This is a genomic window from Amycolatopsis sp. (genome assembly GCF_035276945.1).
Lineage (GTDB): Bacteria > Actinomycetota > Actinomycetes > Mycobacteriales > Pseudonocardiaceae > Amycolatopsis_E.
Genome location: NZ_DATELF010000103.1, coordinates 65,582 through 89,734, shown reverse-complemented (window position 1 = coordinate 89,734; position 24,153 = coordinate 65,582). Strand labels below are relative to the sequence as shown.

Genomic DNA, 24,153 nt, shown 5'->3' with positions numbered 1-24,153 from the left:
GCGGGTGAGCGGACCAGCTTGCGCACGTCGTACTCCGCCGGCAGCGGCCTGCCGACCAGCTCGGCCGGGGAGCGCGCGCATGACCCCGTATATCACCCGCACCATCCGTCGGCTCGGCGACCTCGTGCTTGACTGATGGTGGCTGGATCGTCGTGGTCGACAGGGTTGCCCTCGGCCGCAAAGGCGTTGGCGCGTCGGTGATGTCCAGCGCGGTGGAGCAGATCGCGCGGTAGCCATCAGCTCGTTGAATTTGACCACCAACTCGTGGTGCTCGGGGTCGTTGTGGCGTGACGGTCTGAAATGACCGCACTTATCCGTGGATTCTGACCGCACATATTGATCAGCATTGTGATCGATGTCGGCCAGTTTCGACCGTACGATGGCTTTCCTCGCGGTCAAGTGTGCCGTGGCTCGCCGTACCTCCAGGTCGTCCGCCTCCACTTCGTTCCAGGCGCTCCGTCTGGACCTGCGCCTTGGCAACGGCCAAGGGCGGCAAGAATCGGGGAAAGGCCGAGTGCGCCCGCCGCGCCAGCAGGGTGCGGTCAATTCTCAGGAACACAAGCGCCCCCAACGAAGAGGGTGCGGTCGGTCGGCGCGGAGAAACGCGGTCACAAATGACGGACAGAACCACGATCAGCTTCCCGCCGACCATCAGCCATTCCGAGTAGCCGTGGAACGCCCCGGCCTTGTTGGTGATCGCGGTGATCTGCTCCCGCAACTCCGGCTCCGACAGGTACCGCAACGTTCGTGATCGTGCGGATCACCCGGCCCTGCTCGCGGAACGCCCGGTACAGGCGGTTCTTGCACGAGTGGTTGCCCAGCCGACGCAGCAGCCTCACCGAGGACACCCGGCCCCTCGCGGACGGAGATCGCGGTGCGCAGCAGGTCGGTCCAGTGCTTCTCGATCAGCTCCCAGTCGATGGCGTAGTCACCAACAGCGCGTCGATGTGCTGATACCGGGTGCGCGGGTCGAGGCGGTAGAAGATCAGGTCGTGCCAGTTGCGGATGCGTGGGAGCAGCTCGAAGCCCAGCAGCGCATGGCCAGGCAGGACAGCGATGAGGCCGAGTACCTGAGCGAGCGCACGAACAAGGGCAGCCTCTTGGCTGGTGCCTCGATGGTGGCCTGCTCACGCAGAGCGTCCTCTTTGGAGAGGCGTTCCAGGACCTTGCTCTCGGCCCGGGCGCGCATCATCTTGTCGCCGGGGACGCCGTCCGTGACCGGCTCCATGCCGACGAAGTTGCCGGTGTAGGTCAGTTCCTGGAACCGGAGCCCGTCGTCGGCGTCCTCGTAGCGCTGCTGGTAGGTGGCCTTGCTGCCTTCGGTGGTCGTTCTGAGTGCTCCTGTGCGAAGTCGGTGTTGGCGGGCGGCTCGGTCGCGATCACGCCGGCCGACTTCGCGGTCGGTGCCGTCCAACCGCACCCGGCGGCCGTCGAGCTCTTTCGCGATTTCTTCGAAGTGCGACTCGTCGGTGTTGCCGACGACGTACCGGGACTCACTGCGGTACGGCGTCGTGCCAGTGTGCGGGTCATGAGTGGGACGGTGCCCAGTAGACCATGGCTTCGTGGTGTTCGGTGTGTCGTTCGCGGTCGCGGAGTCGCCGGTAGCACAGCAGCCGTCGAGACCGAGGCCAGGTGGATACCGGAGTCCGGCAGCTCGTGGTAGACCGTCGCCGGGGCCCTGTCGACGTGCTCGGGACTGCCCCGCACCGCCCACACCTCAGCCCGCTCCTCGGGCGTGAGCGCGCGATGCTCCTTCTTTCCCGCTCCAAGGCCGGGGACTGGCGGTGGAGGCTGGCCTGCGTCCGCCCCGTCGCCGCGCAGGCCTTGCGGACACCGACCAGCGGAGTGAGTTCGGCCCGATCCCGCTGCTCACGCCACGCCGAGACCAGCGACGGATACAGGGCCCCCCGGCAACAGGGCACCCTTACCGGACTTGTCCAGCTCCTCGTACTCGGCCACAATCCTGGCCTTGTAGGACGCCGAGTACTTCCGCGTTCGCGCCTTCGCCGGAATCTCCGGATCAGGCGCCTGCCCGTTGGCCGAACTCACGTCGGGGCCGGACTCCTCGCTCGCCCTCAGGCCAATGTTCCAAGATCAGATCTTTCCTCACTTGATCTTGACACAGAGGGGGTGGGCCGGCCTCTGCCGACCCGAGCGTCGCTCAAGAGCCACCGTCCAGGATGGACGGAAGGTGAAGCGTGGACCACGCCCCCTGGAGTGTAGGCTGCCAATGGCGGACGAGCGTTTGAGCGGTGTTACTGCGTGGCCGTATCAGATGCAGCCGGGTCTGCCTTCACGACGACGGAGGAGAGCAGCGCGCGATGGCACAACAGGTTCTTGTTCAAATGGTCGACGACCTCGACGGTAGCGAGGCCGCGGAGACGGTGCCGTTTAGCTTGGACGGGATCTCCTACGAGATTGACTTGTCGGATGACAACGCCGGCAGCCTCCGGACCGAACTGGCCACCTATATCGCCGCGGCCCGACGGACGGGAGGCCGCAGGATTCGGCCGGCAACTGGTCAGCCGGCAGTAGAGCGGAGCAGCCGGTCCAAGGAAATCCGGGCGTGGGCACAGGAGAACGGCTACGAGGTATCGAGTCGCGGCCGGATCTCGGCCGAAATCGCGGCGACGTATGACAAGGCGCAGACTCAGCCAGCCGAGCCGGCCAAGGCATCCCGGAAACGAGCACCTCGCCGGAAGATTGCCAAGTAAGTCCCACGCCAAAACTCGAGGTTGAACCCAGGCCCGCTCACGAGTTCGGAATCGCGACTCGATCCGGCATCGACCTGTCGAGGATGCCCACGTGGTTAGGGCGTGTCTGATGGATCTTGGTGGTCGCGGTGGTCGGAGCGTGCTGAATCGTCATGATCTGAATGCCGAGTGGAAGTTGCTGGCGCCGTTGCTGCTTGATCGGCACCCGGCGAGGTGGCCGATGGGTTGATCACCGTTTGGTGATCAACGGGGTGGTTCGGAGCGGACCATCCGGACACACTGATCACCGCTCACAATCTGGTATCCACTCTGAACGATTTCGGTGATCACGAAGCCGCGCGAAAGCTGGCCGAGGACACCCTTTCCCGGCGTCGCCGCGTGCTCGGCAACGACGACTTCCGGACATTGCGCACCGCGGACGCTGGCTGGGTTGATGGGGACCTGTATAACGTCACCGCCGGTTGGTGGACCATCCCGACGAACGGGTCGTCCGACGTCCGGGGGATTGGCGGCTTACGGGCACCGGGCACGGACGGCTTGACACCCGATCAAGGGTCGGTGCCAGCGAACCACCACGCACATCCACAATCCCCTCTGGGTCGGCTAGACAGGCCCGGCCGACGTCGGCGTGTCGAGCACCTAGGTCGAGCAGGCGACGGACCTCTTCGTCTTGTTCCCTGTCGGTTGCGTTGACGTCGAGGTGGAGCCTGTTCTTGACGGTCTTGCCCTCGGGCACGTGCGTGAAGTTCCAGGGCCGATCTCAGTTCGGCGACGACGGGTATCGCATCGCCCGGTGCGCGACGAGGCTCAGTTCGTCACGTCGCGGGGAGGATCTCGATGTACCCGTCGGTTCCGTTCACACGGATCCGCTGCCCATCCTGGATCAAGCGCGTGGCGTGTTCTACCCCGACGACGGCCGGCAGGCCGTATTCCCGTGCGATCACTGCGCCATGGGTCATCAGGCCCCCGACCTCCGTCACCAGGCCCGTGATCGCGACGAACAGGGGCGACCAGCTGGGGTCCGTGTGAGCCGTGACCAGGATGTCGCCTGGTTCGAGATCGGCCTCTGCCATGTCCAGGATGACTCGGGCTCGCCCTTCGATGGTCCCGGCAGAAACCGGCAGGCCGACCAGCGCACCGGTTGGCAGGTCGTCGCGTCGGTACGCTCCGGCGACGGCCTCGCCATCCGACGTGAGCACCCGGGGTGGCGTGAGCGTTTGATATGACCTGAACGCCTCCTTGCGCCGACGGATGAGTTCGTCATCAACCTGGTTCGTACGCACGACGTCGTGAAGTTCCTGCAACCTCAGGAAGAAGATGTCTTCCTTCTCACCAAGCACCTCGGCCCGCACCAGGCGCTCGGCCTCGTCCAGCAAGGCCTGCTTGTACACGAAGTAGCGACTGACCATGCCGTACTTCGGGTACTCCCGGTACCCGATGAACGTCCGGACGCGATCGATCATCCGTTTGGTTTCTTCGGCCTTCCGCTCCCCGTCCGGCAGGGCCCGCAAGCGTTCCAGCAGTTCCTGTTCCTTCTTCCACGCCTCCTGCCGCCCTTGCTCGAAGCGGCGCTCACCGGCGCCCGGCTCGAAGTTCTTGATGTTGGAGAGGAGCATGGGCAGGAGCGTGGTAGGCCGTTCGCTCCAACGCGGCCTCGTGATATCGATCTCGCCGACGCAGCGCATGCCGTACCTGTCGAGGTAGGCTCGGATGGCGTCTCGTGCTTCCTGCCCGCCCGCAAGCTTGGCCAGCTCGTCCAGGAAGCCCTCGTCCCCGACATCGTGCAGAAAGGCGACGACTTCTGGATGCGGGCGGATCACGTCCGCGACGTCGAGGAGCGCCAGCCCCATCTCCGACGTGACGTTGTGGGGGACGGACTGGGTGAGCGTGTCGGCCGCGTTCTTCTCGCCCAGCCACTCCTGCAGTTGCTCGTTGAGCCACCACGTCGTCTGCATCGCCGCCATGATCACCTGATGGCTTTGCGGATCGAACAGGATCCGTCGCAGCTCCTGGATGTCCGCCAGGATGAAGTCGAGCAACGCGCTTCCGGACTTCGTCCGGATGTCGCGTTTCACCGCGGCGATGGAAGCCTCGCCGCGCCCGATCAGCTCGGTGACGAGGACCGGATCGGTCCCGATCGTGGCTGGCGCGACGCCAGGGACCGGCTCGCCGGGACCCTCGCCTTCGAGCGACGGGATGAAGCCGTCACGTTCGAGGATGGTGCGCAACGCGTCCCCGATCAGCGGATCGGACTTCCCCGCGACCTCCAGGAGGCCGGCGCGGTTCGCGGGCGAGGCCAGGACCTGGGTGACGTCGACGAACAGACGCCCGCCGGCCTCGGCCATGGGCCGGGGGGTCGTCAGCTGCCACAGGGAGAGCCCCAGGGGCTTCATGGGGTCGGTCATCATCTGCTGATGACCGACGGAGACGTAGACGTGGTTGGCTCGGTCGCCGGTCTCCGGGATGGGGAACAGCGTGGTGATCGGCCGGCTCTGGACGACCTGGAAGCCGCCATCGGCCAGGCACCATTCGATGTCCTGGGGGTGGCCGAAGTGCGCTTCGATCCGTCGGCCGAGCCGCACGAGCCGCACGACCTGCGCGTCCGTCAGCGCTGGCTGCTCCTGCCGCGCAGGCTCGATCGCCTGTTCCTGCGTCCCGCCAGCCGGCAGGGCGTAAATGGCAAGCTCCTTGGTGGCGACCGCCTTGGCGACGACCTCGCCGTCTCGCACCTGGTAGGCGTCCGCGTTCACCAGGCCGGAGACCAGGGCCTCGCCGAGGCCGAAGCTGGCCTCCACGGAGGCGACCTTCCGGTTGGACGTGACGGGGTCGGCCGTGAACAGGACGCCGGCCGCCTGTGGGAAGACCATCTGCTGCACGACCACGGCCATGTGGACCTTCCGGTGGTCGAAGCCGTTCCGCAGGCGGTAGGTCACGGCCCGCTCGGTGAACAGCGAGGCCCAGCACCGGCTGACGTGCTGGAGGATCGCCGCTGGCCCTACGACGTTCAGGTACGTGTCCTGCTGGCCTGCGAAGGAGGCCGCGGGCAAGTCCTCCGCGGTCGCGCTCGATCGGACGGCGTAGGCGGCTCGCTCGCCGAGCCCGGCGAGTGCGCCGGTGATCGCCGCCGCCAGATCGTCAGGGATGACGATCCCTTCGAGGGTCAGTCGGATCTCCGCACTGCGCGTGCGAATCGCCTCCCGGTCGTCCGGGTTCAGGCGCGACAGCCGATCCAGCCGATCGCCAATCGACGGCGCGTCCTCCATGATTCGCCGGAAGGCGTCCGTCGTCACGCAAAAGCCAGCCGGCACGCGGATGCCTTCGATCCGCGAAAGTTCTCCCAGGTGCGCGCCCTTGCCGCCAACGACTGCGACCTGCGTCTGGTCGATCTCCTGGAGACCGAGCACATAGCTGCCCATCCGTTCATCTTCCCCGTCCGCCCCGTCGGGCCTCTCTCGCTCCTCGTTCGAACCCGCTGACCCTTGGGCCTGGACTCGTTTGCCTGTGGTGACAGCGTTCTTGTCGCGTACTCATTTCCGCAGGTTCTGGCTTCGGCTGGAGATTCTGCGGCACGACCCGGGTCTTGCCGCAAGGCCCCCAGTGTGCTACATGCTGAAAGTGGCAAGGAGCGGGTGACCTCCTTGCCTTTGCCTTTTGTCGTCCGTATTCCTCCACTCCCTTATCCGCGAGCCACACAGGCGCCGTTCAACGCCATCATCGTCGCCGGCGGAGGGTCCGCTGAACGGTGGAGGTGGACACCTGGTGGCCGTCGACACGCACCATCGCGGCGATCTTGCGGTGCGCCCAGGCGACGCTGCGTACTTCGCGGCAGCTGCCTCGATCGCGTCCACTCTCGACGCAGGCCATGGCCCCTTCGGCGGGTCGCCGACGCGGTGGCGGGCTAGTCGGCGCCCGTAGGTTCGTTCGGGGATCCCAGCGAGTGCTGCGAACCTCGAGACCGCCACGCCATGTGCCGCTCTCAGGGCCTCGATGTCGGTGAAGGGACAGCGTTGACGAACTCCGACCCTTTCTGCCAGCGCAGCTACACCGTCGCCTCCGCGAGAGCGAACTTCAGCTGCTCGCACTCGCGGCGCAGCCGCTGCTCGGTCTGCGACTGCCCACCATCGGGGCCGGGCAGCGAACGGTCCATCCCGGCCCTGCCCGCGTCGACGAACCGGTCTCGCCAGTTGCCCACCGTCGCCGAGGACACCCCACGCCGACGTGCTGCCTCGGCCAGCGACAACTCGCCCTTCAACACGGCCAACACGACCTGGATCCGCTCGTCCACCGACACCTGCCGTGACGGCCTCAGCTGTCCGCTCACCCAGCCATCCTTCCCGACCCTCAACTCAACCCCCTGCCGGAGAGTTTGATTCACTCCAACCCTGCCGATCAGCAACACGGACCAACAACAACACACGACTGGCTACAGAAGAGACAAGTGGAGCATCGCCGGAAGGCTTGTCCAGCACTACATTCTTCCCTGACCCGCAAGTACAACGCCCGCCTAGTCGAAATCGCCCGCGGAGGTCCGACCAAAAAGGACGGTGTCGCCGTACTTCAGGACACCTGGCAATGTTCACAACACCACGACGGTCATCAACCAACGCAGCATGAGGCGGTTTGAAGCCTCCCTTCGCAGGGCGACTCCGAAGGGCCAAACCTTCATCATCCGTGCAGCACGGATCCGAGGCGCTCCACCTACATCACGAGCCCTCCTTCACGTTCAGGACACACGGGGAACCTCAGTCCAGGCCAGGGCATTCGCCTGGGGCATGGTTTCAACCACCGAACTGCCGCAGCGGCCACCATCGAGGCCTGGCGATCTGACGCCAGGAGGCGGATCACCAGAAGCGCTGGTCAGCCGAGATTGTCGGAGGTCGCACGTAACCTCGACGGATCGCTCACAGCAAGGGAGGTCCAGTGGCCCAGCGCAAGACGGTCACTTCCCAAACGATCGAAGGGCATCTCCCTGATCGGCACCCGGTGCCTCGAGATGGGCTACCTGTTCCACCCCCGGCGGGTTGACCACGGCATCGACGGTCACATCGACCTGGTAGACCCGGACAGCGGCGTACTCCTGGATGGCAAGCTGGATACCCAGGCCTCCGCGGTGTACTCGCGCAAACCGGCCGCGTTGCAGAACATCTACGGCGGCACCCCGGCTCGTTTGGCGCAGATCAAGGATCTGGTCTCGGGGCGGGCGCATGTGCTGCACTACAACCGAACCGGTGATGACCGCTACGGCTCGAGCGCAGTGGGTGGACGCGCATGTCGCCCTGGACCACATCACGACGACGGAGCTCGAACGGTTCCGCCCAGACAAAACAAAACCCCAACCGCCCCTGTGACGGCCAGATTCGACCTCGCTCGCTCAGCCTCCACCATGGCGGCCGCAGCCGCCTCATGTTCGTCCTGCCTCACCACATGATGCGGCGCAGGGCCGCCCGGTCTCGGACGGCGCTGCGCACAAGGGACTCCGCGTCACCCGCAGATGGGGTGGCACGTGGGGAAGTCGGTGATATCCGCTGCGCCCTGGTGGGTCTCCAAGGTGTCGTCGTCGAGGGAGATGCTACCCGCGGGGTTGTCGGCACCGCTGAACACGAACCGACTTCCGGATTCTTTCCCGGCGTAAATTTCGTTCATCTTGCCACCTTTCCATTGTGTGATTATTACCCTTCGTCAGCCCAAGGGGCTCACGTTTTATCCGCGAGAAAACTGTCGGTAGAGCTGTCCGTGCCACGGGAATTCCTGGCCATCACCGGTGGCTGCATGCGCAGGATCGACGGCACCCTGCTGGGCCGGGCCAGGTGCAGCAACTGGTAGCCGATCCCGGCGATGCCGGGCATCAGCCCGACTGCCTCGCAGTTGGAGGGCAAGCCGCACTGCCAGCCGCGTTTCCTGGCGTCGGCCAGGACGGCAGCGATCACCCGCCCGGGGCCGACCGGCGGATGAACGGGCAGGCGGCCGTGGGCATGTGACGCGGCGTGTCGAGGGCGCCATGATCGGGGCACGGCCGCAAGTAACTCGACATTGCCCAGATCGCCATGACAGATGCCATGGTTGCCAACGCCGAGGTAGCCAGCCGAGCTGACCATGATGCGCCAAGTCGCGCGCAACGCGGCGATCAGATCCGCTTCCAGCGTGGAGTACACGTGTTCGGGCAGACCGCAGGACAGCATCTCATGACGGGCCAACCCGATCCCTGGGGCGCCGTGACACCACGCGTACATCGATGTGGCGTCCGTGTCGTTCGTCAGGGTGCGCAAATCACGCCAGTTCCCGGAATCGGCATCGTAGAGCGTGTTCTCGTAGCGCAGTGCGGACTCGATCCCCTCCACCCACCGCTGATCACCGTCGATCCGGTGTATCCGCGCCAGCGCGAGCGCGATCCCGGCCGCCCCATGCGCCATTCCGGCCAGCGGCGCCGTCGCGAACTGGGCGGGGCTGAGCCAGTTGTGGCCTTCCTCGGTCTGCACGCGATGAGCGATCAGGTGCTCCGCACAGGACTGCGCGATCCCAAGCGCCCCGACATCCGGCAGTACTTCATGCACCGCCAGCATGCTCAGTAGCAGACCCGCATTGCCCGCCACCACGTCGTAAGCTCGGTCGTGATCAAGGAGGTGCTCCAGCGCTGGCAGTGCCTGCGCGACACAGGTGAACAGTTCGCCGTCGCCGAGCACATGCCCGGCGTGCAGGAGAAGGTTGACCGCTCCGACGGCCTCCCCGAAAAAACCCGTTTGGTCGCCGGGGTGCGTCCTGGTACCGGAAACCTCACCGTTGTCGATGAAGTTCTTCAGCTGCGCGGCCACCGTGCGCGCTACCAGCCCTGCCTGATCCGCCCAGAGCGGACGATCGGTCTCGGCGGCCAGGTAGGTCAGCAGCATGCCGATTCCGGGTAGTCCCTGGTACAGGCCGCGGCCGGCCGGTTCCATCTGCCAGTGGCACTGGTCGACCCACGACAGGCCCAGCCAGCCGATCCGCTCGCGGTCCCGCACAGCAAGCTCGACCAACCGCAGGCCGATCTCCTCGGCACGCTCGACGAGTTCCTCGCTCGGCACGTCGTGCCGCGGAATCGGCCGAACGGTCGCCCAGGCTGTCCTGGGCCGTCGCGACGCTCGGGCGATGGTGTAGCTGGCCCGGATAATGCGCTGCTGAAAGGCCAGGTCCGCACGGCCCATCCGCTGGAGACGGCCGCGGACCACCTCGATCGGCGTTGTGGGCAGTACGCGGGCAACGCGGTCCCCGTTGTCCAACCGAATATCCCGCGAATCGGGCCGGGCCGCGAAGATCGGAATATCACCGACCCGCAACGCCCGGATCTCCGCGGCCATCAATGGGTAGCGGGTCGGGCCGTCGTCGAGCCCCTGACACAACCTGGCAAGGGAACGATCCCGGTCGAGCGCGTCCTGGAGAAAGTCGGGGTGGGTGCTTTCCTCCAACAGCCGTGCGTAGGTCTGGGTCGGCCGCAGAATGATCCGGATGGGCGCTCGGCCGAAGCCGTCGATCAGTCCGCCCGGCCTCAGTAACTCCGCGCGGTCCTGGCGAATCCGTTCGTAGGCGAAGGTGAACCCATCCAATACCTGGTCGCCGTGGGCCAGCGGATCTGTCGCCGTGCCATCGGCCAGCCGAGGACGATTGGCGGCGCCCGCACCGCTGAGGTGCTTGCGCACGATCCGCATCTCGTCCGTGTTCTCGCCATCGACAACGGGGACCGGGGCCAGACTGGATACGGATTCGGCCGCCCCGATACCGCTGATGTCCACCCGGCGGAACTGATTCGTGTCCTCGTCGCGCACCATCCAAGGCCTCGGTAGCAGACCCACGCGGAGGACCGACGAGTCCAGCGTCTCGGCCGCCGGATCCGCCAGGCGCGTCTGGCCGCCGGTCTTCTCCAGCCGCGTGTGAAACAGTGCTTCCAGGTCCACGGCGACCGGACAGCCCCCCGCGGCGATCACGTTTTCCAGGTGGAAGTCCGCACCGTTGAGGCTGTGCACCAAGGCCAGCAGCGCGCCGGTACGCCAATAGAACGCGGAGATATCGCCGGCATCGTCACATGCTTGGTGCTCGACGAACTCGACCCACCCGTGGTCGGATTCGACGAGTACCTGCGGTACCCGCATTCGATGAGGCGGACGATGCCCGTTGAACCATTCCAGGTACCGGTTGAACGCCAGGTCGCCGATCAGGACCCTCGGCTTGTACACAACGCGGTTTTCGGTGAACCGCACCACCGCCACCGAACGGCCGCCCCGATGCGTGTCCCCGGCGCCGAAGTCGACCGCCACGAGCGCACCTGGGCTGCGGCTGTCCCAAACCGTGTCCACCAACGAGGAAAAATCGGCCAGCAAGTGCCTGGCGAACTCCACTCGGGCTTTCCGCCAGGCGTCCAAAACCTCAATCTGGTACCGAGCCAGTACCGGGTAGGCCCGCCACAGCGCCAGCACATAGTCAGGGTCACGCAGCAACCGCTGGAAGTCGTGGAAGCGTTCCTGTGGGCTGTCCCCAGCCAGCCGGCCCTTCACCCTGGCTACGTTGATCTCGAGAACGCACATTCGCCGCACGCTGACGGCGAGGGGCGCCAACGGCAGCGAACTCGCCAGGATCTCCGGCAACGCAGTGAGTTCCGGGATCGCCGCGATCGGCCCGGCCAATCCGGCGAGTTCAGCCACCAGGCCGGCACGGGCGTATGCCAGCAACGGCCTACTTATTTCGAGAAAGGCCAGATCATCCGGCAGGTCATCGTCCTGCCCCCGTCGGTCCGCGGCGGGCGTACCGTTCCCCGTGTGATACGTGCGCCACGCAGCCACGAAGGTCCGCGACCAAGTTGGCTCGTCTTCCAGCCGAGCCCGTAGCGACCTCTGGGACTCACCGAGCAACGTGGTCAGTTCGGTCGCATCCACCCCGAACGGCGAAAGCGCCGACTCGACCTCGGGTTGTGTCCCGCGGAAAGGCACCATCCTCGTCCAGAGATCGAATCGCTCCGCCCCCCGTTCACGGTCGGTCCCGGCCGGGGGAACCTGACCGGATCGGTCCGCGACGGAAGCGGCGAGCTCCCACGGGAGGTAGTACGCTTCCGCAGCCACAGCCGAATCGGCCGCGAACCACGAATCAGTCACCCTGCCTCCCATGTCTGGCGAAGAGACCGCTCGAAGCTTAACAAACTGATTTAGGTGTCGACAAGAAAGGGCAAGGATAAATGCCGAAATTCGTATTTTGAGGAATCGTTCCGCAGTATTCCAAAACTTCTGGACATATCTGGTCCCGGATGGTAATGCGGCCGGTGTACGGGAGGACACCCGCGTGTCACCCGCGCACCCCGACTGCTCGCCTGCCGTTGCGGACCTCGTGAAAGTGCCGGGATAAACCGGCACGGACCGCTCGCCCGTTGCGCTGATCACGGGGCGGGCGCTCAGGGAACGTTGTTCACTGGCGCTGACTCGATCAGCACGCTCCGGGCACGGTCAGCCGGCGGCCAGGCTGGCCGTCGCGAGATCGAGCCGCGATCGGCATCCGGTCTTCGCGAACAGCCGGGTCAGGTAAGTCTCCACGGTCTTTTCGGTGACCGTAGCTCGATATCCGAGTAGGCACCGCGGGGCGGCTGCTGGCGAGGAGGGGTCACGCCAAGCTGCTTCATCAGCTTCATCAGCGAGGTGACCAGGTTAAGAACTTCGAATATAGCTGGAGGTTGGTCAGTCGGTGAAGCAGATGGTGGCGCATGCGGGGCGTAGGAATGCCTCGTGGAGGTCGTCGCGGGTCTTCCCGCGGATGCGTGGTCGTCGGAACCAGTGCAACAGGGCGAGGTCTGCTCGACGGCTCAGGGGTACTTGCCCAGTTCGGAGTCGTGGGCGGTGTCGCGACGGGCGCTGACCGGTGTGATGCCGACCGCTTGGACTTGCTTGCGGTGGTTGTCGTGGTCGTAGGCACGGTCGGCGAACACGGTGTCCGGCCGTTGGTGCGGACGACCCTGGCGGCCATGCGCCGGCGGGATGGCCTGGATCAGGGGCATGAGTTGGGTGACGTCGCCTGCGGTTGCCGTCGGTGAGCGACGTCTGTGGCGGGGTGCCGTGCCCTTCGGTGATCAGATGGTGTTTCGAGCGGGGTCGGGCGCTCCTCGACCGGGCTTGGTCCCGTTTTTGGGCCGCCTGTCATCGCTCGCAGGTGCGAGCCATCGATCACCGCCCTCGACCAGTGAACCTTTTTCATCCGGTGGTGGCTTCGTAGTTTTCTAGGACGTGGATGGCTTCGGCGAGTTGTCCGGCGCGGCGGGAGCAGCAGCGGAGCTTGCGCCAGTGCTTGAGTTGGGCGTTGGCGCGTTCGCCGTGTCCTCCAGCCCGGCGCCGAGCGCGGTGTTCTCCGGCCGTGCGGGTCGCCGGTGCGCCGGCGCCGTTGGGGCTTGCGCGTCGCCGCTGGGCTCCTCCACCGCGGCGCTGATGCGCGACGACGTCCGGGTCCCCGTGCTCGGGCGGACCTCCACCGAGGACCAGCAAGACCCGCGCCAGTCGATCCTGCGCCAAGTCGGTAACTGTAAGACCGCCATGCCCGACTCCTGGGTCGTCGTCGCGTACTTCTACGACGTCGAGTCCGGTCGGATGGAACTGGACCAGCGTGGCCGCGGGGAGAACTACGAGCGGTTCGACATCCCGATCGCCCGCGACTGTCCAGAGGGGAGAAACGCAACCGTATACGCATGGCCGAGGTCGGTGCAGTCTAGGACGCCGCGCCCGTGACACGCACCCCCGCCGATATCCTCGCCCGCACCACCGGCACCGACGCCGATGACGCCGGCCCGGCCGAGGCACCGGTCACGGCCAACAAGTGGCTGACCGCCAGCGTCACCGGCGACGCCGCCACCGTGGTCGGTCAGGTCTTCGACGAAGCCGAGCGCCGCGACCCCGCCCACGCGCGGACCTGGGTCGCGCTCCTCGACGGCAACAATCACCAGATCGACCGCATCCACACCGAAGCCACCCGCCGCGGTGTCGACGTGACCATCCCCTGCGATCTCATCCACGTCCTGGAATACCTGTGGAAAGCGGCCTGGTCCTTCCACGACGAGGGCGACCCCGCCGCCGAAGCATGGGTCCACGACAAAGCAATCGCCGTCCTCCAGGGCAAAGCCACCCCAGTCGCCGCCGGAATCCGCCGCGCCGCGACCCGCCAACGCCTGACCCCAACCCAGCGCACCGGCGCTGACACCTGCGCCACCTACCTGACCAACAAAGCCCGCTACCTCGACTACCCCACCGCCCTACACAACGGCTGGCCCATCGCCACCGGCGTCATCGAAGGCGCCTGCCGCCACCTCATCACAGACCGCATGGACATCACCGGCGCACGCTGGGCACTACCCGGCGCAGAAACCATCCTCAAACTCCGCGCCCTGCGCAGCAACGGCGACCTCACCGAATACTGGACCTACCACCTCACCCAAAAACAACAACGCGTCCACCAAACCCGCTACCACAACAACATCATCCCGCAAGCCGCATGATCACTCCAGAGGAGCCACACCCATTCCATTTCACGGTCTTATCCTTCGGTGGTCAATCGGCGGACAGCGCGGGCGGACAATTCGAGACTGTGCCGCTCGGGATCGCCGCGGGCGGTCGAGAGATACCCGACCGTGGTGGACGCCCAGCCGTGCCCCCAACAGTTGCTGTACATCCCACAACGGCATCCCGGATTCGTAGTTGTGCGTGGCGCAGGCGTGCCGGAGAAGATGTGGATGCAGGCGGTGCACCGGGCCGCTCAAATGCTGGGTCGCTGCTGCCGCGAGCGCTCGGCGGAAGGTGTCCGGCCCGACCGGGCAGGCCACCGGCGCGATGTTCAACGCGGCCACCGCCGACGGTAGTCGCTCCGAGGGCCATAGCGGAGCCTGCGGATCATCGGGGTCGTCGGTGAACTCTGCCCTGATTTCCTCGATATACCACCACAACAGTTCGCGTCCTTCGGCGAACAGGTAGGCAATCTTGGCCATCACGTGGTCCTGAACGGCGATCGGGTACTTGCGTGCATTGTCGAGATCGTCGCGCCAGGAGGTGAAGAACTCGCGCATCGCGCGGCGGGACGGGGGAATGCGCACGCCGAAGTCGCCACGATGCCGGGGCTGGTTGAACCGATCCACCGGCGACTCGACCGCGATCCCGAAACGGCGCACGATCTCCCCGGCATCGCGCTGTTCCAGGAACGCGAAGTAACCGTCCACATGCACCAACTTGGCCCGCACCGTCGAATGTGCCCGCTTGCCCGGACCGGCGAAATACCGATCGAGATGCCGGGGAGTCAGCCGCCACGGTGCGCACTCGTAGTGCGTGCACAACTCGACGACCGGGGAGATCACCTGCTGCAAGGTCGAGGCTGCCAGCCCCGCCACGTCTCGAGCCCACCCGTACTCGGCCAGCGTGTCCTGAAACAAGTCCGTTTCGTCGCCGGCGTCGACCACCGCGGCCGCACCCTAACTCTCCGAAGTGACCACAGTGGACACCCCAGCCATCGACTGCGCCGCTGCCGGTCTGCTGCCCGCCGACACGTCGTTCGACACCAGTGCAAGCCGACGGGCACGAGATTCTGCCACGGATCGGCACATTACGACGATCACTGGCAGATTCTACGAGTAACACGCAGAACTTGACACCAATGAGTGAACGACCCGGATGAGCCCCCCACCAGCTCAAACACCCCGATGCCGCCTGGGCAAGCCGCCCGGGAATCCAACGAAAACCCAATAACGTGCTCGATCTTGCCCTGCGGCTCGGGGTTCCCGTGTGGATCGCGCCACTGGTGGCTCCCGCATTGGACTTGACGGTGCTGGGCCTGTTGCTGGCAACCAGGCATCTCGCACTGACCGGCGTGGCACCGGAGCAGTTGAAGCCTGCGCGGCGGCTGTTGCTGTGTGCCAGCGCGGTGACCCTGGCGTTGAACGTGGCCGAGCCACTGATCGCCGGGAATATCGGTCGGGCACTGTTCGACGCGGTCGGGCCGCTGCGGCTGATCGGGTGGGCAGAGGTCGGCCCCGGCCTGCTACAGGCAATCAACGCTGCGACAGATCGACGGGGCGAACTGGACGCATCTGCCGGACATTCACCGCGCCTCGCCACTGCCAAGGCCGCTGGACAAGTGCGGGGTGACCGGGCGCCGGGGTCGGAGAAACCAGCCGAGCACGAGTTGCTTGCCCGGGCTCGCATCGAGGATGCCCGACACTGGGCGACGTGCTGTCGGCCGATTTCCGCGGAGACTTTGCGCAAGCGTCTTCACGTCAGTGCCGCCCGCTCGCGAGCGCTCGTCGCGCTCATCCGGTCCGAGCAACAACCGGAAGCCGAACCCTGCCGATCTGAACTCCAGGACGGCTTCGACAAACCGGCCTGACAACGGGGTCACGCCCAGCCACGGCCGTGATAGGGGATCGCCAGGATTTGGAACCACTGTGAGGTGGCAGCCCCGTCGGCAAGCCCAACCGGTAGCTGGCCGGGTAGCCCGGGGGTGAGATTTCCCCGGGCAAGTCAAGCCTTCCAATGGTCTCCGAAGGGCTCGCCTCTCAAGGGAAGAGGAAGCCCAGGATGGTCATGAAGAGCGTGACTGCCCCGGCGAACGAGGCACCACCAGCGATGGACGCAGCGCTCAGAGACGCGCCAGTGCTCACCTGGTGAGGTCGAGGGCGGCGCGGACGATGCTGTCGATGTCGAGGCCGTGGTACCGGTAGACGTCTTCCAGCGAGCCGGACTGGCCGAACCGGGTCACGCCGAGCGCGATGGTGGCGACCCGGTTGATCGTGGCCAGGAAGGACAGTGTGTGCGGGTGTCCATCGAGGACGGTCACCAGAGGCGTGGCCCGGTCAGCCGGGAAAACCTGGTCGAGGATCCAGGACTCGGCTTGCTCGTGGCCCTGCTGGGCGCGGACGGCGCGGTACAGCAGGTCGGGGCTGGTCACGCAAATCACGTCGGCGGGGATGCCGACCTGCTCCAGGCGTGACGCGGCGTCGAGGGCTTCCGGGACTACCGCGCCCATGGCGGCGATGGTGACGGCCGGGTTGCCGGTGCGCCGCAGGGAGTAGGCGCCGGCGACGACCTGACGGCGACGGCGTTCGCGGGCTGCGGGGTCGGTGGGCACGGCGGCGAGGCTCTGGTCGACGGGCCGAGTGGACAGCCGCAGGTAGGCCGAGGTGCCGCCGGGTTTACCGAGTTGACCGAGACTCGCGAGCAGGGCCCATTCGGTGTCGAGGACGAAGGCCGGTTCGTAGGTGAGGCACCCCGGCTGTTCCAGGCCGATCGAGGGGGTTTTGATTGACTGGTGCGCTCCCCCTTCGGGGGCCAGTGACACGCCGGACGGGGTACCGATCAGGATGGACTGACCTCCGGCGTAGATGCCGTAGGACCACGGTTCCAGGGCACGCTCGACGAAGGGGTCGTAGAGCACGCCGATGGGAAGCACGGGCTGACCCCAGCGGCTCCAGGTCGCACCGAGTTCGCCGATGAGGCTGACGAGATTGACCTCGGCGATGCCCAGTTCGATGTGCTGACCGGTGGGTTTTTCGCGCCAGTGCAGGATGGTTTCGCTGTCGTCGGCGAACCAGTCCTGCCGTTCCCGTGCCGACCAGACACCGACCTTGTTGACCCAGCCGCCGAGGTTGGTGGTCGAGCTGACGTCGGCGCTGACCGTGACGACCCGGCGGGCGGCGTCCGGTGCCTCCCGGGTCAGGTCGAGCAGCGCTCGCCCGAGCGCGGCCTGCGTGGTGGCGGTGCCGGATGGTGTGCGGCGGAAGTCGGCGGGAACGGCCGGGGGAGTGGCGTGCGGGATTTCCGGACGGTGTAGGCGTTTCGCGGTCGCCTCGCATAGCTCGTGCGCGGGGCTGTCGTCCGGAAACGTGCGCCAGGGATCATTGAGATCGGCGCCGACCCGGTCCGCTAGCTCGCGCATCTGGGTGTCGGTGAGCAGTGCCGAGTGGTTCTGCGGGTGTCCCTTGGTCGCCAGGCCGTAACCCTTGATGGTGTAGGCGAAAATCACGGTGGGTCGGGTGTCGTCGATAGTGCTGAACGCCTCGTCCAGGGCGTCGAGGTCGTGCCCACCCAGGCTGGCGATCGCCTCCACCAGTGTGGTGTCGTCGACATCGCCGACGAGGTCCGCGATCGCTCCGGCGCCGGGTCCGTTCCCGGGCAGGCGGCGACGGAGCTCGGTGGCCTCGCAGCGCAGCAGGCGCTGGTACTCGGGGTTGGTCATGGCGTCGATGCGCTGCCGCAGCTGCTTGCCGCCTGGGCGGCCGAACAGCTCTTCCAGGAGGCGGCCGTACTTGAGGCGAAGGACCTGCCAGCTCGCGGCCGCGAACATCCCGCGCAGCTTGTCGGCGGCGATGTTGGGCACGACGCGGTCCAGGGACTGGCGGTTGAGGTCCACGATCCAGACGATTTCGCCCAGTTCGGACACAGCGGGATCGAGCACGGCCTCCCACACCGCGCCCTCGTCCAATTCGGCGTCGCCGACCAGGGAGTACTGCCGTCCGGTTCCAGCGCCGCCGAAAGCGGTCTCGACGTAGCGGCGCGACACCGCGCCCCAGATCGGGGCGGTAGCGCCGATTCCGACCGACCCGGTCGAGTAGTCCGCCGTGTCGGGATCCTTGGCACGGCTGGGATAGCTCTGCAACCCACCGAACTCGCGCAGCCGCGGCAGGTAGGAAGGGTCGAGGCGCCCGAGCAAGTAGTTGATCGCGTGCAGCACCGGGGAGGCGTGCGGTTTCACCGACACCCGGTCCTCGGGGCGCAGGTGGTTGAACCACAGCGAGGTCATGATCGACACCATCGACGCCGACGACGCCTGATGCCCGCCGACCTTCAGCCCCGACGGATTGGGGCGGACCCGGTTGGCGTGGTGGATGATCGCGCTGGACAGCCACAGCACCCGGTCCTGCACCCCACGCAGGACGTCGGTAGCAGGCGTGGCCGTGGCGGGGTTGCTCATCAGAATGTCCTCGATCCGGTGGGCATGGTGCTCAGTGAAACAATCTGATGACCTGATGCTCAACAGGACGGCCCGATTTTGAGCATTCCGCTCAACCGTAGCCTGTTGCGCCGACGGAGAGGTGAGCACAATGCCCCATGACGGCCCCGTCGACGCGGTCGACGCCCGCATCCTGCTCGAGCTGGCCGAGCACCCACGGGCTACGACCCTCGCCCTCGCCGACCGGGTGGGAATCTCCCGCAACACGGCCCAGTCCCGGCTCTCGCGGCTGGAACAGAGCGACGCGCTCGAGTCGTTCGAACGGCGGATTTCCCCAGCGTCCCTGGGGTATCCGCTGTCCGCGTTCATCACCGCGCAGGTGACCCAGCGCCTGCTCGACGAGGTCGCGGCGGCGCTCGCCGCCGTGCCCGAAGTGCTGCAGGTACAAGGTATCTCCGGGCCGGTGGACCTGATGATCCACGTCGTCGCCCGCGACGCCGATGACCTCTACCGCATCGCCGGCCGCATCCTCGCCATCCCTGGCGTGGAACGCACCAACACGACCCTGGTCATGCGCCAGCTCGTCGACTACCGGATCACGCCGCTGCTCCGTCAGACGGCTGGGATGAATCCGGCTCAAAGCATCTCGGTCCAGCATCGGCCTGGTGAGCGACCGGTTGCTGACCGGGGCCGATGAAATTTCTCCATTTGCGAGAAGAATTTGTCAGGTTGTGCCGCCCCGCGACGGCGTCACCACGCTCCTTCGGGCGTGGTTGCGGTAGCTGTTCGATTCGCTAGTCGAGCACGTGCCAGTGGAACGAGGTCTTGAATTCCGCACGTACCGTTATGCGGGGATGGCCTCGAGCATGGTCTGCTCGGGCGGGAGACGGTCGCCGGCCTTTTGCCCTGCGGGTAAATGTCCGCGACGATCTGCTCCGCTACGACCAGTGCCGTCTTCTTCGGGCGGGCCGGTGCGATCATACTGTAATGGGGCTTCTCGGACACCACGCTACAGGTGCCAATGATAGGCAGTGATCGCACTCGGTGGTCGCGTTACCGCCGGACGGCGCGTCCCGCGGGCACCCGCAGCCCGCGCTGGAACACGGCGCGGACGGGGGAGTGCTGCCCGGACCGGGCGAGCACGTCGTCGAGCGGACCGTCGAGCAGGGCGAGATCAGCCGACGCGCCGGGGGCAACGCGCCGCGGTGGACCGCCGGGATCGTCCACCGGGGACAGGTAGGCCTCGAGCGCGGTGCGAGGGTCGAGGGCCTCGTCCGCGTTCACGACGGCGCCCGCGCGGGTGCGGCGGGTGGCTGCGGCCGTAATCACTTCCCAAGGGTTCAGCGGGCCGTACGGTGCGTCGCTGGAAAGCGCGACCGGAATGGCGTGCGTGCGGAACGATGCGACGCGGTACAGACCGGGCAGGTCGGCGGGGTCCACGTCGCGCAGGTAGTCGTCACCCCGGTCGGCGAGGAAGCCCGGCTGCGTGACCACGCGGACGCCGAGCCGGCGCAGTGCCGGCAGCGCTTCGTCCGGTACCACGGAAGCGTGCTCGATGCGATCGCCGGGACTGCTGCCGACTTCGGTAAATGCGGCGAGCAGGAGGAAGAGCGCTTCCCGGGTCACGCAGTGCACGGCAACCGGTCGGCCGGCGTCGTGCGTCGAGCGGATGCGCCCGGCGAGTTCGTCGAGCCCCGGCAGCGCGGAATCTGCGAGGACGATCTTGCACGGGGCCGGTCCGGACGGCGTCCCGAGCAGCAGTACGTCCTGCGGGATTCCGGTGAGGAGACTGACCGTGCTCTCGTCCAGGTCGGGCGTGGCGTCGGCCACCGCGGTGATCCCGTATGCGGTGAGCGCTCGGCTCACTGGCTCCAGCGGAGGCGGGCCGGTGCCGAGAAGTTTGCCGCGCAACCAGGAATCGGCCCGCCAGACGCGGCCGGTGGCGCGGCCCCGGTCGTCCCGTTCGATGCCAGGCAGCGTCGCCTCGTTGAGGCCGACTGCCGCGGCGGCAGCCGAATTAAGCATCCACATCGCGCCGCTTCGGTGCTGGATACGCACCGGCGAGGAGATCAGTTCGTCGATCGCCCACCGGTGCAGCGGGCCGGCGATGGTTTCGACGTACCCGGTTCCGCGCACCCAGCCGTGGTCGTCGAGTTCGGCGCCGGCCAACGCCGCGCGCAACGCACCGGCGTCCAGTATCTCGGGCGGGCCGCAGTTCACCGAACGCAGCTCCGCGGCCAGGGCGAGCAGGTGCACGTGGTGGTCGACGAGGCCGGGGATGAGCGCGTGGCCCCGGCCTTCGACGAGTTCGGCGCCGCGGTCGGTGAGCCCGGTGCCGACTTCGGCGACGATCGCCGACTCGACGCGGACATCCACGAGCCGGCCGCCGACCTCCACGTCCCGCAACAGGTACGCGGTCACGGGACGCCCAGCTGGCGCAGCACCCGGTCGGTGTCCGCACCCATGGCCGGGGCGGCGGCGACCGGCCGGCGCGCGGTCGGGGCTGCGGCGTCGGGGAGTACTTCCGACGGCACGCCGAAATCGGGTGCGGGCGTCGTCGCACCCACGACACCGGCCATCGGCATGTCCCACAGCACGCCGGATGGTTCGCTCATCACCAGCGCGGCAGCGGTCATACCGGTGAGCGGATCGGCGATCGCGTCGCCGCAGAACACCGGCAGCCCCTCGACGTCGATCGCGACGAGCCCGCTCGCCGCCGCGACGTCGTCGCCGAACCCGATGCGGTCGGCGTCCCGGCCCCATGCGGTGATCGACACCCAGGTGCCGCCGCCGGCGACGAATTCCCCCGCGTCCAGGCCGAATCCGGCGAGTGCGCGCGGCCGGGACGCCTCGATCACGATGTCCGCACGGCGCACCAGCGCGTGCAGTGCGCGGCGCTGCGCCGGATCGTCCGGGTCTAGCACCACCGACGCGTGGCCCTGGTGCAGCAGGTCGTAGAAGGCGCGGTTGCCGAACCGGGCGCCGTCCGGACGGCTGGGCGTCTCGACCTTCACCACGCGCGCGCCGGCCAGCCCCAGCAGGTGCGCGCACAGCGGCCCGGCCCACAGCGCGCTGAAATCGACCACGAGCAGGTCCTGCACCGGGCGTGCGTGGCCGGGGACCGGGACCTCTCTCGCGCGGGCGCCGCACGAGGCCGCGGCGACGGAAAGCAGCGCGGCGCGCTCGTCCAGCTCGGCGCCGTCATGCGCGCGAACCCACCGCGCGACGGCGCCGTCCAGGTCGTCGCCGCGGTCGATGCCGATCATCGCGGCCAGCAGCAGCGGATCGTCGGGGCGGGCGTTGGAGACCGCCGCCCAGCCGTCCCGGGTGCGCAGCAGCCGGCACGACCCGCCCACCGAACGCCGGCCCTGGCGCCAGGCCCCGGTGAGCGCGGCGCGCTCGCCCAGCAGGGCAGGTCCGTCGAGCTCGATCCCGCCGGCCCGCGCGAGGTGCTCGGTCATCCACCGCGCCCACGATGCCGCGTGGCCGGGTGGCCGCAACGGCGGTCCGGCGCGGTGCCCGGTCAGCCAGGCCGCGCCGCCGCTCGCCCAATCGTGAGCCGCGACCTCGTCGGACGGCGGCCGGGGCAGGTGCACGCCGCTGATGATACGGCCGGTCCGCTTCCATTCGGCACATGCGGGCCAAGGGCATTCGCTATGGTCTGCAAACCATGTGTGAGGCAGACGGAGCGCCCAGAGTGACACTCCTCGACCTTCTTGGATGTTGACGGTGGAGCCGCCGCTGTTAGACGAAACCGGGCGGGTGACCGCGCCGTTGCTCGTCGTGGATCTCGACGACCCACAGGCGGAGGTGCCCCTGCGGGACGAGCGGCTGCTCGTGGGGTGCGCCACAAGGCCGCTCGGTGTGGACCGCCGCAAGGCCGCGGCCATGCTGGACGTCACTTTCGTCCAGGCGGAAGGGGTTAGCCGACCGGAGTTCGTGTCGGTGCCCGATCCTCTCGGAGCGGCCCGGCAGCTCCGAGACACTGCGGCCGCGAACCCGCAGGCGGCGCTCGTTCTCGGACATGTTCTGCGAGCAGCGCCCGCGGACGTGTCGGTCGCGCTCGACCTCGAGTCGTTCGCCTACTCGACGCTGCTCGGCGGCGCCGAATTCGCGCGTTGGCTCGCGTGGCGTGGCCCGCGGCAGCTACCCTCGTCTCCGCCGGCACCACCGGTGCTCGTCCACCGCGCCGACGACACCTTGCACGTCACGCTCAACCGTCCGGAACGGCGCAATGCCTACGGCCGGGAGGTCCGCGATGGCCTGGTGGAGGCGTTGCGCCTCGCCTTGTTCGATTCCGCCCTGACCCGGGTGGTGTTAGATGGCACGGGCCCCTCGTTCTCGTCCGGCGGCGATCTCGATGAGTTCGGTACCACGCCGGATATCGCCACTGCACACTTCATCCGCACCCGCGGTGGCGCCGGGCGGCTCGTGCACCGGCTCGCCGACCGGGTCGAGGCGCGTCTGCACGGAGCGTGTGTGGGCGCGGGGATCGAGGTGCCTGCGTTCGCCGGGCACGTGGTGGCGAGGCAGGGCACAACGTTCCGGTTGCCCGAGGTCGGCATGGGCCTCATACCTGGTGCTGGCGGCACCGTGTCGATTGCCCGTCGGATCGGTCGATGGCGAACGTTCTACCTGGCGTTATCCGGCAGGCCGCTGCCGACGGGCACCGCATTGGACTGGGGCCTGATCGACGTGATCGAGTAGCAGGGTCCGGAGATCTTGGTTCGCAAAAGGACTATGGGTGATCGGAAACGTATCACCTACTGCGGGAGCGGCGACTCTGGCAGGACGGACGGTCCAGCCCTACGCGTCGTGCTGACGACCACAGCGAGCCATGCACGTCACACCGGCTAGCCTGCCGGTTTCATGGCCGACTGGCTTGGCGCGGGGTGGAATGCGCGGAGGTACCTGGCCGGTAAGGAAAACTATGGCTTGTCCCAGTCCGTCGGAGAGCCTGTAGGTCGGGTTGGAGCGACCGCCTGAGATCAGCTCGGCCTGCAGCGATCCGACGAACCCGAAGACTTGAACCAGGAGGTACTCCTCCAGCCGTAGGAGGTCCAGACCCGGAATGGCTGTGCCTGAGCGAGAGGTCACGAGGCGCTTCGGGCGCGACGGGCGACAGACCAGCGGTGGGTTTCCGAGAGTCCGTCGTAGATGCGGAACGTTCTTACCTCCGGTAGGAACTGGCCGAGGGGGAGGTCGCCAGAGACGCCCAGAGAGCCGCAGATCTGCGGAGAGCGGTCAACGACCCGCCAGACCGCCTCGGAAGTGAAGGTCTTTGGCGATGGAGGTGGCCTGAGAAGCGGAGCGGCCTTGGTCGAGTTCCCAGCAGGCCTGAAGGACGAGGCCCCGTCCCCTGCGATGAGTCCACGCTTGACCTCGGGGATGCCGAACCTCGCGTCCTCGCCCGCGACGATGAGTTCATCGTGATGATCATGGTCCCGTCGGTCTGGTTGACCAGGAAGCAGTCGTTCGTATCTCTGGTGGGCCGTGCGAGCACTCTTGACGA

General features: G+C 67.2%; 20 protein-coding genes and 4 pseudogenes. 7 read left to right on the top strand and 17 right to left on the bottom strand.

Translation table 11 applies throughout. From position 1 onward, the window contains the following. Nucleotides 1-340: 340 nt before the first annotated feature. From VJT49_RS18420 to VJT49_RS18410, 4 genes and pseudogenes are all read right to left on the bottom strand, one after another. The gene (locus VJT49_RS18420; protein WP_324166075.1) at nucleotides 341-718 is read right to left on the bottom strand and encodes a hypothetical protein; all 378 of its coding nucleotides are present in this window, start codon (nucleotides 716-718) and stop codon (nucleotides 341-343) included. Then, a pseudogene (locus VJT49_RS35310) lies at nucleotides 609-986 on the bottom strand (Tn3 family transposase). The gene VJT49_RS18420 and the pseudogene VJT49_RS35310 overlap by 110 nt, the downstream one beginning before the upstream one ends. Further along, on the bottom strand, nucleotides 986-1,420 hold the full coding sequence (locus VJT49_RS18415) for a hypothetical protein (protein ID WP_324166074.1): 435 nt from the start codon (nucleotides 1,418-1,420) through the stop codon (nucleotides 986-988). Before VJT49_RS18415 ends, VJT49_RS35310 begins: the two are co-directional and overlap by 1 nt. A gap of 449 nt (nucleotides 1,421-1,869) precedes the next feature. Beyond that, nucleotides 1,870-2,049, bottom strand: coding sequence for a hypothetical protein (locus VJT49_RS18410; protein ID WP_324166073.1), 180 nt, complete (start codon nucleotides 2,047-2,049; stop codon nucleotides 1,870-1,872). A gap of 272 nt (nucleotides 2,050-2,321) precedes the next feature. Between VJT49_RS18410 and VJT49_RS18405 the strand changes: the two genes are divergently transcribed. Next, on the top strand, nucleotides 2,322-2,714 hold the full coding sequence (locus VJT49_RS18405; RefSeq protein WP_324166072.1) for an Lsr2 family protein: 393 nt from the start codon (nucleotides 2,322-2,324) through the stop codon (nucleotides 2,712-2,714). 37 nt (nucleotides 2,715-2,751) lie between these two features. Here VJT49_RS18405 and VJT49_RS18400 read toward each other — a convergent pair whose 3' ends face one another. Continuing rightward, the gene (locus tag VJT49_RS18400; protein WP_324166071.1) at nucleotides 2,752-2,919 is read right to left on the bottom strand and encodes a hypothetical protein; all 168 of its coding nucleotides are present in this window, start codon (nucleotides 2,917-2,919) and stop codon (nucleotides 2,752-2,754) included. Nucleotides 2,920-2,993: 74 nt separating this feature from the next. Here VJT49_RS18400 and VJT49_RS35305 point away from each other — a divergent pair. Then, nucleotides 2,994-3,098 (top strand): annotated as a pseudogene (locus tag VJT49_RS35305) (tetratricopeptide repeat protein); the annotation flags it as partial. Nucleotides 3,099-3,303: 205 nt separating this feature from the next. Here the strand turns inward: VJT49_RS35305 and VJT49_RS18395 are convergent. The 3 genes and pseudogenes from VJT49_RS18395 to VJT49_RS18385 all read right to left on the bottom strand — a co-directional run. Further along, nucleotides 3,304-3,459 (bottom strand): annotated as a pseudogene (locus tag VJT49_RS18395) (VOC family protein); the annotation flags it as partial. A 70-nt stretch (nucleotides 3,460-3,529) separates the two neighbouring features. Continuing rightward, entirely contained in the window at nucleotides 3,530-6,130 is a 2,601-nt protein-coding gene (gene rph / locus VJT49_RS18390) for a rifamycin-inactivating phosphotransferase (RefSeq protein ID WP_324166070.1), read from the bottom strand. A gap of 623 nt (nucleotides 6,131-6,753) precedes the next feature. Continuing rightward, on the bottom strand, nucleotides 6,754-7,035 hold the full coding sequence (locus tag VJT49_RS18385) for a helix-turn-helix domain-containing protein (protein ID WP_324166069.1): 282 nt from the start codon (nucleotides 7,033-7,035) through the stop codon (nucleotides 6,754-6,756). 672 nt (nucleotides 7,036-7,707) lie between these two features. On the opposite strand from VJT49_RS18385, the gene VJT49_RS18380 reads away from it, so the two are divergent. Continuing rightward, nucleotides 7,708-8,142, top strand: coding sequence for a hypothetical protein (locus VJT49_RS18380; protein WP_324166068.1), 435 nt, complete (start codon nucleotides 7,708-7,710; stop codon nucleotides 8,140-8,142). 53 nt (nucleotides 8,143-8,195) lie between these two features. On the opposite strand, the gene VJT49_RS18375 is transcribed toward VJT49_RS18380, so the two are convergent. From VJT49_RS18375 to VJT49_RS18360, 4 genes and pseudogenes are all read right to left on the bottom strand, one after another. Beyond that, complete coding sequence (locus tag VJT49_RS18375) at nucleotides 8,196-8,357, bottom strand: hypothetical protein (RefSeq protein WP_324166067.1); 162 nt, start codon at nucleotides 8,355-8,357, stop codon at nucleotides 8,196-8,198. 50 nt (nucleotides 8,358-8,407) lie between these two features. Next, on the bottom strand, nucleotides 8,408-11,830 hold the full coding sequence (locus VJT49_RS18370) for a type 2 lanthipeptide synthetase LanM family protein (RefSeq protein WP_324166066.1): 3,423 nt from the start codon (nucleotides 11,828-11,830) through the stop codon (nucleotides 8,408-8,410). Between the two features lie 698 nt (nucleotides 11,831-12,528). Continuing rightward, nucleotides 12,529-12,720: a hypothetical protein gene (locus VJT49_RS18365; protein ID WP_324166065.1), complete on the bottom strand. Its 192-nt coding sequence runs from the start codon at nucleotides 12,718-12,720 to the stop codon at nucleotides 12,529-12,531. Between the two features lie 193 nt (nucleotides 12,721-12,913). Beyond that, nucleotides 12,914-13,042, bottom strand: a pseudogene (locus VJT49_RS18360) (IS5/IS1182 family transposase); the annotation flags it as partial. Nucleotides 13,043-13,437: 395 nt separating this feature from the next. Between VJT49_RS18360 and VJT49_RS18355 the strand changes: the two are divergent. Then, the gene (locus VJT49_RS18355; RefSeq protein ID WP_324166064.1) at nucleotides 13,438-14,205 is read left to right on the top strand and encodes a hypothetical protein; all 768 of its coding nucleotides are present in this window, start codon (nucleotides 13,438-13,440) and stop codon (nucleotides 14,203-14,205) included. 30 nt (nucleotides 14,206-14,235) lie between these two features. Here the strand turns inward: VJT49_RS18355 and VJT49_RS18350 are convergent, their stop codons facing one another. After that, nucleotides 14,236-14,919: a tyrosine-type recombinase/integrase gene (locus VJT49_RS18350; protein WP_324166063.1), complete on the bottom strand. Its 684-nt coding sequence runs from the start codon at nucleotides 14,917-14,919 to the stop codon at nucleotides 14,236-14,238. Nucleotides 14,920-15,422: 503 nt separating this feature from the next. Here VJT49_RS18350 and VJT49_RS18345 point away from each other — a divergent pair. Continuing rightward, nucleotides 15,423-16,079: a hypothetical protein gene (locus VJT49_RS18345; protein ID WP_414636017.1), complete on the top strand. Its 657-nt coding sequence runs from the start codon at nucleotides 15,423-15,425 to the stop codon at nucleotides 16,077-16,079. A 270-nt stretch (nucleotides 16,080-16,349) separates the two neighbouring features. Here the strand turns inward: VJT49_RS18345 and VJT49_RS18340 are convergent, their stop codons facing one another. After that, nucleotides 16,350-18,662 carry a transketolase-like TK C-terminal-containing protein gene (locus VJT49_RS18340; RefSeq protein WP_324166061.1) on the bottom strand — a complete coding sequence of 771 codons (2,313 nt, stop codon included), beginning with the start codon at nucleotides 18,660-18,662 and terminating at the stop codon, nucleotides 16,350-16,352. 130 nt (nucleotides 18,663-18,792) lie between these two features. Between VJT49_RS18340 and VJT49_RS18335 the strand changes: the two genes are divergently transcribed. Continuing rightward, entirely contained in the window at nucleotides 18,793-19,338 is a 546-nt protein-coding gene (locus tag VJT49_RS18335) for an Lrp/AsnC family transcriptional regulator (RefSeq protein WP_324166060.1), read from the top strand. A gap of 356 nt (nucleotides 19,339-19,694) precedes the next feature. On the opposite strand, the gene VJT49_RS18330 is transcribed toward VJT49_RS18335, so the two are convergent. Both VJT49_RS18330 and VJT49_RS18325 read right to left on the bottom strand, forming a co-directional pair. Then, entirely contained in the window at nucleotides 19,695-21,062 is a 1,368-nt protein-coding gene (locus VJT49_RS18330) for an amidohydrolase family protein (RefSeq protein ID WP_324166059.1), read from the bottom strand. After that, a complete protein-coding gene (locus tag VJT49_RS18325) occupies nucleotides 21,059-22,237 on the bottom strand; it encodes a CoA transferase (protein ID WP_324166058.1) in 1,179 nt (392 codons plus the stop codon). Before VJT49_RS18325 ends, VJT49_RS18330 begins: the two co-directional genes overlap by 4 nt. A gap of 124 nt (nucleotides 22,238-22,361) precedes the next feature. Here VJT49_RS18325 and VJT49_RS18320 point away from each other — a divergent pair, with 124 nt between their 5' ends. Further along, on the top strand, nucleotides 22,362-23,348 hold the full coding sequence (locus VJT49_RS18320; protein WP_324166057.1) for an enoyl-CoA hydratase/isomerase family protein: 987 nt from the start codon (nucleotides 22,362-22,364) through the stop codon (nucleotides 23,346-23,348). A gap of 386 nt (nucleotides 23,349-23,734) precedes the next feature. Here the strand turns inward: VJT49_RS18320 and VJT49_RS18315 are convergent, their stop codons facing one another. Beyond that, nucleotides 23,735-23,872, bottom strand: coding sequence for an acyl-CoA dehydrogenase family protein (locus VJT49_RS18315; protein WP_324166095.1), 138 nt, complete (start codon nucleotides 23,870-23,872; stop codon nucleotides 23,735-23,737). Between the last annotated feature and the right edge of the window lie 281 nt (nucleotides 23,873-24,153).